This window comes from Candidatus Streptomyces philanthi, assembly GCF_059553635.1.
This window is the reverse complement of record NZ_JCANQV010000152.1, coordinates 1-14,173: the sequence shown is the minus strand read 5'-3', so window position 1 is coordinate 14,173 and position 14,173 is coordinate 1. Positions and strand designations below refer to the sequence as shown.

Annotated in this window: 13 protein-coding genes; 3 read left to right on the top strand and 10 right to left on the bottom strand. The window is 75.6% G+C overall.

Going from position 1 to position 14,173, the window contains the following annotated elements; translation table 11 throughout:
- The 4 genes from AC51EU_RS18480 to AC51EU_RS18465 form a co-directional block, all read right to left on the bottom strand.
- Window positions 1-643 (bottom strand): phosphotriesterase family protein (locus AC51EU_RS18480; RefSeq protein ID WP_496268090.1); only part of this gene is annotated, 643 nt, incomplete at its 3' end.
- Window positions 640-1,251: a DUF4865 family protein gene (locus AC51EU_RS18475; protein WP_496268089.1), complete on the bottom strand. Its 612-nt coding sequence runs from the start codon at window positions 1,249-1,251 to the stop codon at window positions 640-642. The genes AC51EU_RS18480 and AC51EU_RS18475, both read right to left, overlap by 4 nt.
- Before the next feature lie 43 nt (window positions 1,252-1,294).
- Complete coding sequence (locus AC51EU_RS18470) at window positions 1,295-1,888, bottom strand: TetR/AcrR family transcriptional regulator (RefSeq protein ID WP_496268088.1); 594 nt, start codon at window positions 1,886-1,888, stop codon at window positions 1,295-1,297.
- Between the two features lie 182 nt (window positions 1,889-2,070).
- Window positions 2,071-2,358: a hypothetical protein gene (locus AC51EU_RS18465; protein ID WP_496268087.1), complete on the bottom strand. Its 288-nt coding sequence runs from the start codon at window positions 2,356-2,358 to the stop codon at window positions 2,071-2,073.
- 240 nt (window positions 2,359-2,598) lie between these two features.
- Between AC51EU_RS18465 and cds1 the strand changes: the two genes are divergently transcribed.
- Entirely contained in the window at window positions 2,599-3,756 is a 1,158-nt protein-coding gene (gene cds1, locus AC51EU_RS18460) for an L-cysteine desulfhydrase Cds1 (RefSeq protein ID WP_496268086.1), read from the top strand.
- A 59-nt stretch (window positions 3,757-3,815) separates the two neighbouring features.
- On the opposite strand, the gene AC51EU_RS18455 is transcribed toward cds1, so the two are convergent.
- Window positions 3,816-4,658: a DeoR/GlpR family DNA-binding transcription regulator gene (locus AC51EU_RS18455; protein WP_496268085.1), complete on the bottom strand. Its 843-nt coding sequence runs from the start codon at window positions 4,656-4,658 to the stop codon at window positions 3,816-3,818.
- A 265-nt stretch (window positions 4,659-4,923) separates the two neighbouring features.
- On the opposite strand from AC51EU_RS18455, the gene AC51EU_RS18450 reads away from it, so the two are divergent.
- Window positions 4,924-7,314: a hypothetical protein gene (locus AC51EU_RS18450; RefSeq protein WP_496268084.1), complete on the top strand. Its 2,391-nt coding sequence runs from the start codon at window positions 4,924-4,926 to the stop codon at window positions 7,312-7,314.
- On the opposite strand, the gene AC51EU_RS18445 is transcribed toward AC51EU_RS18450, so the two are convergent.
- The 5 genes from AC51EU_RS18445 to AC51EU_RS18425 all read right to left on the bottom strand — a co-directional run bounded on the left by AC51EU_RS18445 (window position 7,284) and on the right by AC51EU_RS18425 (window position 13,462).
- Window positions 7,284-9,704: a right-handed parallel beta-helix repeat-containing protein gene (locus AC51EU_RS18445; RefSeq protein ID WP_496268083.1), complete on the bottom strand. Its 2,421-nt coding sequence runs from the start codon at window positions 9,702-9,704 to the stop codon at window positions 7,284-7,286. The two genes, AC51EU_RS18450 and AC51EU_RS18445, sit on opposite strands and share 31 nt — an antisense overlap.
- A gap of 193 nt (window positions 9,705-9,897) precedes the next feature.
- Window positions 9,898-10,503, bottom strand: coding sequence for an Rv1733c family protein (locus tag AC51EU_RS18440; protein ID WP_496268082.1), 606 nt, complete (start codon window positions 10,501-10,503; stop codon window positions 9,898-9,900).
- 231 nt (window positions 10,504-10,734) lie between these two features.
- Window positions 10,735-11,559: an MOSC domain-containing protein gene (locus AC51EU_RS18435; protein ID WP_496268081.1), complete on the bottom strand. Its 825-nt coding sequence runs from the start codon at window positions 11,557-11,559 to the stop codon at window positions 10,735-10,737.
- Between the two features lie 51 nt (window positions 11,560-11,610).
- Window positions 11,611-12,057 (bottom strand): DUF6643 family protein, encoded by a 447-nt coding sequence (locus tag AC51EU_RS18430; RefSeq protein WP_496268080.1) that lies wholly within the window; start codon window positions 12,055-12,057, stop codon window positions 11,611-11,613.
- A 247-nt stretch (window positions 12,058-12,304) separates the two neighbouring features.
- Window positions 12,305-13,462, bottom strand: a complete 1,158-nt coding sequence (locus AC51EU_RS18425) for a glycosyltransferase (protein WP_496268079.1) — start codon at window positions 13,460-13,462, stop codon at window positions 12,305-12,307.
- 126 nt (window positions 13,463-13,588) lie between these two features.
- Between AC51EU_RS18425 and AC51EU_RS18420 the strand changes: the two genes are divergently transcribed.
- On the top strand, window positions 13,589-14,173 hold a 585-nt coding region (locus AC51EU_RS18420; protein WP_496268078.1), incomplete at its 3' end, for a glutamate racemase.

Genomic DNA, 14,173 nt, shown 5'->3' with positions numbered 1-14,173 from the left:
CGCCCGCGGCGGCGGCCCGCCGGTGCGCGGCCGGGTCGGGCGACCGGTTGAGGTGGCCCAGGACCACCCGGTCCGGCGGGACGTCCAGCGTGCCGCAGAGCAGATCGAGGACGCCGAGGGCGCCGGCGCCGGTGTGCAGGTGCACACAGACCGGCGCCCCCGTGGCGCGCTGGGCCTCGGCCGCCGCCGCCATCGTGCGGCGGGCGTGCCGGTCCAGCCCGTCACGGCCGTCCGCCACCTTGATCACCCCGGCCCGTACGCCGGAGCCGCCGATGCCCTCGGTCAGTTCGGCGACGAACAGGGCCGCCGGGTCCCGCAGCACCCGCTCCCGTACCGCGGGCGCGTAGTGCGCCGCCTGGTGCAGGCCCGTCGCCGCGACGATCCGCACCCCCGACTCCCGCGCCAGACGCGGCAGATGCCCCGCGCCCCGGCCCATCCCGTACGGCGTCCACTGCACCACCGCCGCACCACCGGCCGCACGGAACGCCCGCAGTTCGGCCGCGGCCGCACCCGGGTCGGACAGCTCCCGGCCGGGCAGCAGCGGGCTGCGGAGGAAGAGATGGTCGTGCGCGTCGCACACGCCCAGGTCGCCGGGGGCGATGTCCCCGAGGACGGTACGGACCGCGGGGGAGGACGGCGTCACCACTGCCGTCCCGTGGCGAGGCGGTCCGCGCCCGGTGCCGACAGGTGCAGCACCCGGTGGCGGTCGCCCGCGCCCTCCGGAGCGGCGTCCTCCCAGAGGGTGAAGCCGGCCAGCTCCCACCGGTCGGGGTCCAGCACCAGCGCGGTGCGGTGCACCCCGTCCTGGCGGGCCAGCGCCTCGTGATCGCGGAGCGCCCCGGCGATGACGGTGGCGGGGTCGGCGCCCTCGGGCAGGGGGCGCGTCCGCAGCGTGTACGTGCGCGGGGCCGCGCCGGCGGACGGGCCCGGGCGGTGGAAGAGGACCTGCCCGTGCCGCACGGGCGGCCGCCCGAAGTCGCGGACGACGCCGCGGAACCCGTCACCGGTCAGGAACCGGTTCATCGCCGCCGGGTCCGCCCAGAGGTAGAACGGCGCGTACTGGTTGACCGGCGAGCCGTCCGCCCCGCGCTCGCGGACGCCGTACGCCTTGAGCCCCAGCCCGTCGCAGTCGTCCAGCAGATGGCCGCGGGTGCGCACCCGGTGGCGGATGATCCCCATGTCGTAGTCGGCGGGCAGGGTGATCGCGTACCGCATGGCGGACGGGGTGGCGGGGGTGGTGGGAGTGGGCATGACGGGCTCCGTCGGGTCGGGTGGTACGGGGGCGGGGCGCGGCTCAGGCGGTGGGCGGGGGCGCGGTGCGGGCCGCGAGCAGGTCCAGCGCGCCCCGGACCGCCGCGTCGAACGGCGCCGGGTCGTCGGCCGAGCGGGCCAGGACGTAGCCGCCCTGGACGACGGCGACGACCGTCGCGGCCGTCGCCTCCGGGTCGAGCGCGACGTCCAGTTCGCCGCGCCGCACCCCCTCGGCGAGGACCTCGGCGATGCGCTGCCGCAGCCAGGTGAACGTCTCGTCCAGCGGCCGCCGCAGCTCCGGGTCACGGACGACGTCCCGGTCCTGCGCCATCCGGCCGACCGGGCAGCCGCGCAGCACCTCGCGCTCGCGCAGCAGATAGGCCGCGACCCGGTCGTACGCCGTGCCGGGGACCGACAGGCACTCCTCGGCGCTCGCCCGCAGGGCCTCGGCGGTACGCCGGACCGCCGTCAGGGCCAGGTCCGCCTTGCCGCCGAAGTGGTGGTACATGCTGCCCTGGCCCACGCCCGCGTGCTCCAGGATCGCCTTGGGGCTGGTGCCTGTGTAGCCCCGTTCCCATAGGAGCTCCCGCGTACTGGCGACCAGGCGCTCCCGGGTGTTCCGGTCCGGTGTGTTCATGAGGCCACTGTACATACCAGTAGTTACAGAAGGTGCGGGGTGGATCATGGAGATGCGCCGCGCGGGTTCCCGGAGGGCGGATGGCAGGGCTTGCCGGCCCGCGCCGAGCGCTCCGGCCAGGGCCGGGCCCGCGGCCCTGCTGCCCGGTCCGCGATCCGGCGCGTCGTCCCCTCCGGCCGCCGTCAGACCCGCGGCGTCCGCGCCGCGTGCACCGCGTCCAGGAAGCGGTCCGGGGCCCCCAGGGTCAGCGAGTAGCGGTTCCCGTTGAGGCGGGCCAGCGCCCGGTCGCGCGCGGCGAACAGCGGGCGATGGGCCTGTACCGACTGGAGCGGGGCACTGTCGATCTCCGTGCCGTAGCTGGTCAGCAGCGCCAGCCTGCCGTCGCGGATGACCACCTGGCCGGCCCGCGTCAGCGAACGCAGCGACCGCTCGATCCGGACTCCCGTCGCATTGAACTCCGGCTGCGCCACGACCCTCAACTCCTCCGCCCCGCGGGCAGGTGCCCGTCACCGCCCCGTGATAGCGAGTGTGCCCGGACCCTCCCGGGTGCGCCAGTGCCCGATGCGCCACGGGCGGCAACAGCCGCTCCCCAGGCCGTCCTTGGGGCCGCTCAAAGGGACGTTTATGCAGGTGAGAGGCGGTCCGTCGAGCGCTATAGTCGAAAGCGGCCCGGCATGGCGCGGGCCTCACCACCCTCTAGGAGCGCGCAGGTGACCCTCGCACAGCAGCCGCACCGTCCCGAACACGACGGCGGCTCCCCGGAGCCGACCCTGGACATCGACCGCAGTGATCCGGCCTACCGCGACTGGCTCAAGGAAGCCGTCCGCAAGGTCCAGGCGGACGCCAACCGCACCGCCGACACCCATCTGCTGCGCTTCCCCCTCCCCGAGGAGTGGGGCGTCGACCTCTACCTCAAGGACGAGTCGACGCACCCCACCGGCAGCCTCAAGCACCGCCTCGCCCGCTCACTGTTCCTCTACGGGCTGTGCAACGGCTGGATCCGCCCCGGCAAGCCCGTCATCGAGGCGTCCAGCGGCTCCACCGCCGTCTCCGAGGCGTACTTCGCCCGCCTGATCGGGGTGCCGTTCATCGCCGTGATGCCCGCCACCACCAGCCGGGAGAAGACCCGGCTGATCGAGTTCCACGGCGGCACCTGCCATCTCGTCGACGACCCGCGGACCGTGTACGAGGTCTCCGCCCGCCTCGCGGCGGAGACCGGCGGCCACTACATGGACCAGTTCACCTACGCCGAGCGGGCCACCGACTGGCGCGGGAACAACAACATCGCCCAGTCCATCTACGAGCAGCTGCGGCGGGAACGCCACCCCGAGCCCGCCTGGATCGTGGCGACCGCGGGCACCGGCGGCACCTCGGCGACCATCGCCCGCTACGTCCGCTACCTCCAGTACGACACCCGCGTCTGCGTCGCCGACCCGGAGAACTCCTGCTTCTTCGACGGCTGGCGCACCGGCGACGCCGCGACCGGCTGCGACACCGCCTCCCGGATCGAGGGCATCGGCCGGCCCCGGATGGAGCCCAGCTTCGTGCCCGGCGCGATAGACCGGATGATGAAGGTGCCGGACGCGGCGAGCGTCGCCGCCGTCCGCGCCCTGGAGACGGTGATCGGCCGCAAGGCCGGCGGCTCGACCGGCACCGGCCTGTGGAGCGCCCTGCGGATCGTCGCGGAGATGCGCGCCGAGGGCCGCACCGGATCGGTCGTCACACTGCTGTGCGACCCGGGCGACCGCTACCTCGACAAGTACTACTCGGACGACTGGCTCGCCGCCCAGGGCCTGGACATCGCCCCGTACGCGCGCACCCTCGACGCCTTCCTGGCCACGGGGACCTGGCCCGGCAAGGACGCCTGACCCGCACGGCGGCAGGTCCCGGCACGGGCGCGGCGCACCCGGGACGCCGGGGCCGCCCGTCAGCCCTCCCCGTCCCCCGGGGCCTCGCCCGCCACCACCAGCTCGGGCGGCAGCTCCGCGAACCGCTCGCGCACCTCGGCCGGCATGCCCGTGTCCGTCACCAGCACGTCCACGTCCTCCAGCGACGCGAACGAACTCAGGCCCACCGTGCCCCACTTGGTGTGGTCGGCGACCACCACCACCCGCCGGGCCGACCGCACGAAGTGCCGGTTGGTCTCCGCCTCCGCGAGGTTCGGCGTCGACAGGCCCGCCTCCACCGATATCCCGTGGACCCCGAGGAAGAGCACATCGAAGTGGAGCGAACGGATCGCGGCGTCGGCCACCGGGCCCACCAGCGTGTCCGACGGCGTCCGCACCCCGCCCGTCAGCACCACCGTGGCGGCGCCCGGCCGCGGCCCCCCGCCGCCCGCCGCCGCCCGCTGCGCGGAGTAGAACACCTCGGCCACCCGCACCGAGTTCGTCACCACCGTCAGGTCCGGCACCTCCACCAGCTGCTGCGCCAGCGCGTACGCCGTCGTACCGCCCGCCAGCGCGATGGCGCTGCCCGGCGCCGCCATCCGGGCCGCCGCCCGGGCGATGTCCTCCTTGGCGCTCAGCTCCAGTGACGACTTCGCCTCGAACCCCGGCTCGTGCGCGCTCGGTTCGCTCACCGGCACCGCCCCGCCGTGCACCTTCTCCACCATGCCCTGCCGGGCCAGCGCGTCCAGATCACGGCGGACGGTCATGTCCGAGACGCTGAGCCTGCGGGTGAGTTCGTTGACCCGCACACCGCCGCGCCGCCTGACCTCGTCGAGGATCAGCGCCCGCCGCTGCTCCGCCAGGAGGTTCTGGTTGTCGCTCACCGCGGCCCGTCCCTTCCGCCCGGCCACCGGCCCGGGTCGTCTGCGCTCGTCTCGCCCGCCATCCCTGGTGCCCTCATCCTCGCACGCGGCACCGACAACGCCCGTTGCGTACCCGCACGCCCACCGGAGCCGTGACGGCCCGCCCGCCGCAGGGGAGACGGCACCTTCCACGGGGAAAGGAGACAATGCGGGGGCCCGCGCCGCACCGCACGGCACCGGGCACACCGCACGACACCACTCCACGAGAACAATCGGGGGAACGACTGTGGAGACCGCGGAACCGACACCGCACGCCCGCACCGCACACCACGACGACACCACCGCCGCACCACCGCACCTCGCGCTGGAACTCCTGGTGCACGGCGTCGGCGGCACCACGCCCGAGCGGATGCTCGGCGACCCGCGCGTCCAGCGGATCACCGGCGACGACACCGCCGCCTGCTACCGCCGCACCGACGACGCCGACGCCGAACAACGCCCCGGCGACTACCGGGGCGAACCCGTCCAGGAGGCGTACTGCTGGAGCAACCTCACCTCCGGCAACGGCGCCCGCGCCCTGTGGCTCGTCCTGCTGCCCTTCATGGTCGCCAACCTCGCCCACTGGATGCGCCCCGCCGCCCCGCCCGGCCACCGCGCCCACCGCCTCTACGACCTCCTCGTACGCCTCCTCGCCCTCTCCCTCACCGTCCTGCTGGCCGCCGCGGCCTGCGAGGTCGCCCTGGACCTGACGGCCTGGCAGTGCGCCGGCACCCCCTCCTGCGCGGACGGCACCCCCTGGATGGGCTTCGTCGACCCCCGCAGCGGCGGCTGGTGGAGCCCGCCCGGCCGCCGCCTCGTCCTCGCCACGGTCTTCCCGCTGCTGATCGTCGCCCTCCTGTGGTGGCTCTCCCACCGCACCTGGAGCGCCTACGAGTCGGCGTCCCCGCCGCCGCGCCGCCCCGGCACCTCGCGCGGCACCCCGGCCACCGAACGCGGCGTGCTCAGCCTCGACGGCTTCTGGTACGGCCGCCGGCTGGTCGCCCGGCTGCGCGCCGCCCACACCAGCGCCGGTGTCCTCACCATCGCCGCCACGCTCCTGTTCGCCGTCCGCACGACGGACCGGCGTACCGGCGCGGGCCCCCTGCTCACCGCCACCGGGTACGCCCTGACCGCGCTGCTGGTGGCGCTCGCCGCCGCCACCGTCGTCCTCGTCGGACGCAGCGCCCGCAGCGAGAACGCGCGCGACACCGACCCCGACCGCCCGCTCGTCCGCGCGCTGCCCCACGCCGCGCTCGCCGCGCTGGCGCTGACCGCCGTGTACTGCGCCTGGGAGCGGCCCGGGGCACACAGTGAGGGCGCGCTGCCCGGCGCCGCCGCCTTCGGGGCCATCGCCGTCCTCCAGGGCACCCTGGTCGTCGCCCTGATCGTCACCGCCTGCGTCCTCCAGCGGTCCGCGCGCAACGACCCGCGCACGGTGCTGAACGGCATGGCCGGCCCGGCCGTCGCCCTCTTCTCCTGCGCGCTCGGCGGGGTGCTGTCCGGGGGAGTGGCACAGCGCTTCGCGGACTGGATCGACGGCGGCGCCACCCCCGGCACGCCCGGCGACCCGCTCGCCGGCCCGCCGGTGCTGCTGTCCTGGCAGGCGTCGGCGCTGCCCGTCCTGCTGGTCGTCGTCGCCTGCGTCGCGGTGCTCGCCGCCTTCCACGTCCGCTCCGTCCGCCGCCGGGTGCTGCCCGACATCCCGGGCCTCTACGACAGCAGGGAACGGCCCGACGCCCGCCGCGCCCGCCGCATCGCGGGCACCATCGCCCGCGCCGGACTCACCGACTCCGCGCCCGTCCTGATCGCCGCGACCTCCGTCGTCACCTTCGTCCTCGGCGCCGGCGCGGTGGCCGGGGCCTGGCTCACCGACCGGGCGCCCGGCCCCGCCACCGAGGGCGCCCCGCCCTTCCTCCACGCCACCGCCGAGACCGCCTCGGCCCTCGGCTCCTGGCTGATGAGCGCCGGTGTCGTCCTGCTCCTCGCGCTGGGCCGGCTCGCCTACCGCGACCACTCCGCCCGCCGCACCATCGGCATCCTCTGGGACGTCGGGACGTTCTGGCCGCGCGCCGCGCACCCCTTCGCGCCGCCCTGCTACGCCGAACGCGCCGTACCCGACCTGACCTGGCGGATGGCCACCTGGACCGAGCGCTTCGACGGACGGCTGGTGATCTCCGGCCACTCGCAGGGCAGCGTCCTGGCCGCCGCGGCCGTCTGGCAGCTCGACCTCGCCACCCGCAGCCGGGTCGCGCTGCTCACCTACGGGTCACCGCTGGAGCGCCTCTACGGGCGCTGGTTCCCCGCCTACTTCGGGCCGCCCGCGCTCACCGGGCTGCACCGCGAGATGGACGACTGGCGCAACCTGTGGCGCTTCACCGACCCCATCGGCGGCCCGATCCGGCTCACCTGCGAGGACGGCCGCGGCATCGACGAGGGGCCGCTGCGCGATCCGCTGACCTTCGGCCGCACCCTCCAGGACCCGCTGCCCGCGCAGATCCTCGGCCACGGTGACTACCAGGCCGATCCGGTCTTCGACCGGGTACGCGCCGAACTGATCAACCGTCTCGCCCCGCAGGTGCCGGCCCAGCGCACCCGGGGGGCGGCGCGTCACGGCGGCGCGGGGAGGTCCTCGGCGTAGAGGAGGGTGAGGTCGTCGGTGCTCGGGGCGGTGAGCTGCGCGACCCGGCTCGCGTGCCGTTCGACCATTCCCTCGAACGTCTGCCGCGCCGTGCGGCCGTTGCCGAACGACGGCCCCTTGGGCAGCTCGGCGAAGTACGCGAGCAGCGCCTCGCCGGTCCCCCCGGCGAGGCGGTACTCGTGCTCCTCGGCCTGCTGCTCGACGATCCGCAGCAGCTCGTGGGCGCCGTAGTCGCCGAAGGTGATGGTCCGTGAGAAGCGGGAGGCGACACCGGGGTTGACGGCGAGGAAGCGTTCCATCTCCGCGGTGTAGCCCGCCACGATCACCACCACCGCGTCCCGGTGGTCCTCCATCAGCTTGACCAGGGTGTCGATGGCCTCGCGCCCGAAGTCCCGCCCCGAGTCCTCGGGGGAGAGGGCGTACGCCTCGTCGATGAAAAGCACCCCGCCGCGGGCCCGGTCGAACGCCTCCTGGGTGCGGATCGCCGTCGACCCGATGTGCTCGCCCACCAGGTCCACCCGCGACACCTCGACGAGATGGCCGCGCTCCAGCACGCCCAGCGACGCCAGGATCTCGCCGTAGAGCCGGGCCACGGTCGTCTTGCCGGTACCGGGGGAGCCGGTGAAGACGAGATGGCGGCGGACCGAGGCGGCCTTGAGGCCCGCCTCCTGCCGCCTGCGCCCCACCTCGATCATGTTGATCAGACTGCGCACCTCGCGCTTGACGCTCTCCAGCCCCACCAGGGTGTCGAGTTCCCCCAGCACCTCCTCCGGCGGCCGCCCGCCCGCCTCCGGCACGGGCGCGGGGGCCGCGGCGGGGGCGGGCTGCGCGGCCTGCGACGGCACCCCGCCCAGCAGCCCCACCGTCTGCGTCGCCCGCTGCACGCCCCCGGGGACCGCGGCCGGCGCCGGCGGCCGCGCCGCCCGGCTCTCGTCACTGGTGCAGTCCTCGACGACCGGCCCGCCGTCCGCGAACTCGTACCCGCCGCGCGCGCAGCGCTCCGTACGGCAGCGGGTCAGCGTCGTACGGCAGCCGTCGATCACATGGAAGCCGAACCCCGAACTGCCGGTCACACGACAGCCGTGGAACGTGCCGCGGCCCTCGGCGGAGACGTAGAACCCCGCCTCGGCCGGCGAGCTGACCGTGCAGCCCTCGACGGTGGGGTCCGCGCCCTTGGTGACGATCACACCGGTCTGCGCGCCGTCGATGGTGCAGTTGGCGAGCGTGCCGCCGCTGCCGTGGTCACGGAACCAGGCGCCGGTCGCCGCCTCCCGGATACGGCAGTCGTCGAGCTGGACGGTCGCCCCGTCGCTCACCGACACCGCCGTGTTGCGGACCTGCGCGATGTCGCAGTCCACCACGTCCGCCCGCGACCCCCGGTCCAGGACGAACAGGGCGTCCGGCACGTCGTGCACCCGCGTGGAGTCCAGGACCGCCGTCGCGCCGTCGCTCACCCACACCGCCGGGTAGTCGCCCGTGCTGTCGTGGATCTCGCACTGGTTGGCGTCCACCCGGGTGCCCGGGTCCCACACCGACAGACCGTTGCGGCCGAAGTGCCGCACCCGGCTGCGGGTCAGCGTCAGCACCGACCGCGAGCGCAGGTCGACGGCGTTCTCCGGGACGTCGTGGATGTCGCAGTCGGCGAGGGTGAGCACCGCGTCGGTGTCCAGCGTGACGCCGTCGGCGGAGGTGCGGTGCACCGTGCAGTCGGTGAGATGGCCGGTGGCCCGGGAGGCGACCTGCACCCCCGCGCCCTTGATCTCGTACAGCTCGCAGCCCACCGCCTCGGCCGCGCTGCCCTCGCCCGTCAGCGAGAGACCCGCGCCCGAGGTGTGGTGGATGCGGCAGTTCTCCAGCCGGGGGTGGGCGCCCCCGCGCACCGCGACGCCCGCCTGCCCGGCGGCCACCACCTCGCACTCCTCGAAGACACCGCCCGCACCGTCCAGCACACTGATGCCCACCCCGCCCGCGTTGTCGACGGTGCAGCGCCGCACCGTCGGCCGCGCCCCGCCGCGGACCTCGATGCCCGCCGCGGACCGCGTCACCACCCGCAGCCCGGTCAGCTCCGGTGCACCGTCCTCCACGAGCAGTGCGGGCGACGCCGAGTCCGCCGCCTCCAGATGCAGGTCGTGGACGACGGCGGAGGCCCGCACGGTCAGCGCCACGCCGTCGGCGGGCGCGATCCGCACCGAGCCCCGCGTCCCGTCCGCCCCGCGCAGCGTCACCGCGCGCACCAGTACCAGGTTCTCGCGGTACGTACCGGCGGGCACGGTCAGCACATCGCCGTCCCCCGCGGCCTCCAGAGCGGCCGCGAGCGAGCTGTACTCGCCGGTGCGGCGCCGCCAACGCGATGTTCCGGTGTGCGTCACCTGGACCGAGCCCTGTGCCATGGCGCTGTCGTGCCCCCACCTCGTACGGCTGTTGACGTCCCGGCAGGTTCCGTCCGCTGATGTCCGCATACGGGTGCCCCGGGCCCCCAGCCGACTGGCTGGCTGCTCCACCGTAGCGCGCCCGGGAGGCGGTAGTTGACATGGTCAGGGAGCGCGCGACGGCTCCGGACAGGGCGCTCCCGCACCCGCCCGGTCAGCTCCCCGCGCCGGCCCGTCCCCAGTCCTGTCCTGCCCGCTCCCATGCCTCGTCCCAGTCGCGGTAACGGCGCGCCGTCAGCCGGCCGACGGCCAGCCGGCGCGCCCCCTCGACCGCCGCTCCGGCCAGCGCCGCGGCACCCAGCCCGGCCAGCACCGCGTGGACCTTCGCCGTGCCGGCGTCCATGGGGCGCGGCATGACATGGCCCCGGTCGTCCGTCCAGATACGGAAGCGGTCCCCGGGGCCGAGGGGGCGCGGCACGGCGATCCGCCCCGTGCGCGCACCGCCGTCCGGCGCCGTCCAGCGGGCGACGACCCGCACCCGGGACTCGTGCCGCGAGGCGCTCTCGGGATCGGGGTCGTAGGACGTCCGGGGGGCGGACCGTTCGACCGTCGCCCACACCGGCCGCCGCTGCTCCTGCTGGAGCCGTACGGTCTCCCGCAGCGTCCCGTGCGCCGCCCGGCCGGCCACCACGCCCGCCAGAGGGGACAGCGCGGCGGTGAGCAGGACGCAGACCAGACCCAGCCACGCCTCCACGCGGTCGCTGCGGCGGCGCAGCGGATTGCGGCGCCAGCGCCATGCCACCACCCGTGATCGCCTCACCCAGGCCCCCTCTCCACCCCCCTGGATACCGCATCCGGCGCGGCCGGGCGAGAACCGCGGGCAGAGACGGGCGTCACGGCGCACGGGGGAAGAGGGGCGCGTTCCCGAACGCCCCCGCCGCCGGAAGGCGTTGCGGGGCGGCGCCCGGGAGCGCCGGCCGGCCGGACACGGGAACCGGCGCGGCCGGCGCGCCCGGCCGCGGTGCGCCGCGGACGGGACACTGCGGTCCCGTCAGCCGAGTATCTCGAACGGGTCGCCGACCCGGAGGGTGCCCGTTCCCCGGGGGATCAGATTCTGGCCGAAGACCAGCTGTCCGCCGATGCGGCGGTGCCGGGCGAGGGTGCGCAGCGGCTCCTTGCCGCGCCGGGCGGTGCGCTGGTCGGTGGTGGTGACGGCGCAGCGGCCGCTGGGTCTGGCGACCTCGAAGACGGTGGTGCCGATGCGTACCGTGCGCCAGGTGTCCTCCGCCCAGGGCGCGGTGCCGTCCACGACCACATTGGGCCGGAAACGGTCCATCGGCAGGGGCCCCTCATCGGCGTGATCGCCCTGTGACACAAGGGAGTTGAGGGCATCCAGTGACGCCGTGGAGGTCAGCAGCAGCGGATAGCCGTCCGCGAAGCTCACCGTGTCGCCCGGCCGTGCGTACGCCGGGTCGACGGGCCGGCGCACGGCCGGGGCGTCCATGTGCACCAGCGTCGCCGGCACCCCCAGGTAGCGGCCGAACCAGCCGGCCGCGGCGGGGCCCGCGGGCACGGCGGCGACCTCGTCCCGCCAGACCTCGACCGGCACCGCCCCCGCGGGCGCCGGGACCTCCACGGTCAGCGGCTCCATGCCGGGCGCGGTCAGCCGCAGCGCCCCGCCCGGCAGCTCCTCGGCGGTGGCCAACGCCAGGGCCGGGAAGCCGCGTTGGGTCAGGATGCGGCGTTCGGCACCGACCACCGTCCACCGCCGGTCCCCGGCGAGCCCCCACGGTTCCACGACCGCCTCGCCGAGCGCGGACCCGGCCAGGGCCTTGACGGGGTACCGGTGGATCTGTCGCAGCACGGGCTTCGGCATGCGCCCATCCTGCCAGCGGCCACCGGCGCCCCGGCGCCCGGCCCCTCCCGCTCAGTACCCGCGCGGGTACGGGCGTCCGTACGGGTCGTCCTGCCCGGCCGCGGTGCCGCGCGGCGGTACCGGGGCGACCGGCGCCGCAGGGCGCATCGCCTCGTAGCCGGTGCCCATCGACGGGCGCGGCGGCTGCTGCGGCGCCGGGCCGCGGGTGCCCGTCTGCTGCGGGATGTACGGCGCGGGCGTGTGCTGGAGCGGAGCGACCGGCTGCGCGGCCGCGCCCGGGTACGACTGCGGCGCCGGGGCCTGGGACGGGCCCGGCGGCAGCGCCGCGGGCAGCGCCGGCAGGTACGACGAGCCGGTGTCGTACGAGGGCGGGGTGACCCGGATCGGGGCGATCTGCGGGGTACCGCGTTCCGCGACGAGGCTGTCGTAGATCGGGGTGTCCGGGAAGGAGGGCGAAGCGTAGTAGCCGCCGCCGTAGGTAGAGCGGGGGGAGGTCATGCCTCATAAGTTAAGCCCACCGTGTGCCGATTGGGGAGCCTGGGATGCGGGTTGTTTCCCAGGTGGGGAGCCGTCCCCGGTCACCAATGCCACCCAATGCGGAGAAACCGGTCGACAAAGAGCGTAGAAAACGTGTAAAGAGTGCGCTTCCCGCTGGTGAACACGGGGCAATCCGACACGCCGTACGACCACCCGGCCGACGCGGCACGAGCACTGACGGGACGTCGGTGAACGCCCCCGCCGCCGCTCACCGCGCCCCGTACGTCCGGCCCTTCCACGCCGCCCCGCGCCCCCGGTGGTGGCGCACCGCCGAGTCCACCGTCATCAGCAGGTACAGCAGCGCCGTGAACGGCAGCAGCGGCACCGTCCACAGCGGCTGCCGGTAGTGACGGACCATCGGTACGAACGTCGCGCACATCACCGCCCAGGCCGCCCCGCCCAGCACCACCGGCACCGCGCCGCCGCCCGCCAGCCCGGCCGCCAGCACCCCCGGCGGCGCCAGGTACACCAGGGCCAGCCCCGCGACCGTCCCCGCCAGCAACGACGGCCGGTAGCGCAGCTGCGCGTACGCGCTGCGCGTCACCATCGCCCACAGCGCGCCCAGCCCCGGATACGGCCGTACGCTCGCCGCCCGGTCCGCGAGCCCCAGCCAGATCCGCCCGCCGGAACGCTTCACGGCCCGCGCCAGCGTCACATCGTCGATCACCGCGCCCCGGATGCTGTCCGGCACACCGGCCCGCTCGGCCGCCTCCCGCCGCAGCAGCACACAGCCGCCGGCCGCCGCCGCGGTCCGCGACCCGGGCCGGTTCACCCACCGGAACGGATACAGCTGCCCGAAGAAGTACACGAACGCCGGGACGACCAGCCGCTCCCAGAACGACGCCACCCGCAGCCGCGCCATCTGCGACACCAGGTCCAGGTCCGCCGACCGCGCCGCCGCCACCAACTCCCGCAGCCCGTCCGGCTCGTGGGCGATGTCCGCGTCCGTCAGCAGCAGGTAGTCCGGCGCCGACCGTTCGGTGGCCAGCGCCGTGCCGTGCCGCAGCGCCCACAGCTTGCCCGTCCAGCCCGGCTCCGGCTCGCCCGGCGAGGTCACCGTCAGCGGCAACCCGCCCCGCCCGTCCGCCAGCCGCCGCGCCAGCGCCCCCGTGCCGTCGGTGCTGCCGTCGTCGACGAGGACCACCTCCGCGCGGCCCGGGTACTTCTGCGCCAGCAGGGACGGCAGTGTCAGCGGCAGCACCGCCGCCTCGTCCCGGGCGGGCACCACCACCGCCACCGAGGGCCACCGCGCGGGCTCCCGCCGCGCCGGGAGCCGTACGTCCGTACGCCAGAAGAAGCCCTGCCCCACCAGCAGCCACACCCACACGAGCAGTGACCCGGCACCGATCCACTCCGTCGCTCCCACGCCCGCAGTCTGCCGCACCCGGCCCGCCGCCGGCCGGTGATCGCGGCGGTGCGCCGGGGTGTCCGCCGCCCCGGCCGCCCCGACCCGGTACGACAAGCCGGATACCCGCCCCGGTAAAGTGTCCGCGTGAAGATCGCGCTCATGGACTCCGGTACCGGCCTGCTCGCGGCGGCCGCGGCCGTGCGGCGGCTGCGGCCCGACGCCGATCTCGTCCTCTCCACCGACCCCGACGGCATGCCCTGGGGCCCGCGCACCCCCGACGGTCCCGACGGCGTGGTCTCCCACGCCCTGGCCACCGCGCGCGCCGCGGCCGCCCTCCGCCCGGACGCGCTGATCGTCGCCTGCAACACCGCCTCCGTCCACGCCCTGCCCGCGCTCCGCGCCGAGCTGGAGCCGGACATCCCGGTCATCGGCACGGTGCCCGCCGTCAAACCGGCCGCGACCGGCGGCGGCCCCGTCGCGATCTGGGCCACCCCCGCCACCACCGGCAGTCCCTACCAGCGCGACCTGATCACCCGCTTCGCCGCGGGCGTGGACGTCACCGGCGTCCCGTGCCCCGGACTCGCCGACGCCGTGGAGGCGGCCGACGACGACGCCATCGACGCGGCCGTCGGGGCCGCCGCCGCCCGCACCCCGCACGACGTCCGCGCCGTCGTCCTCGGCTGCACCCACTACGAACTGCTCGCCGAACGCATCCGCGCCGCCCTCCGC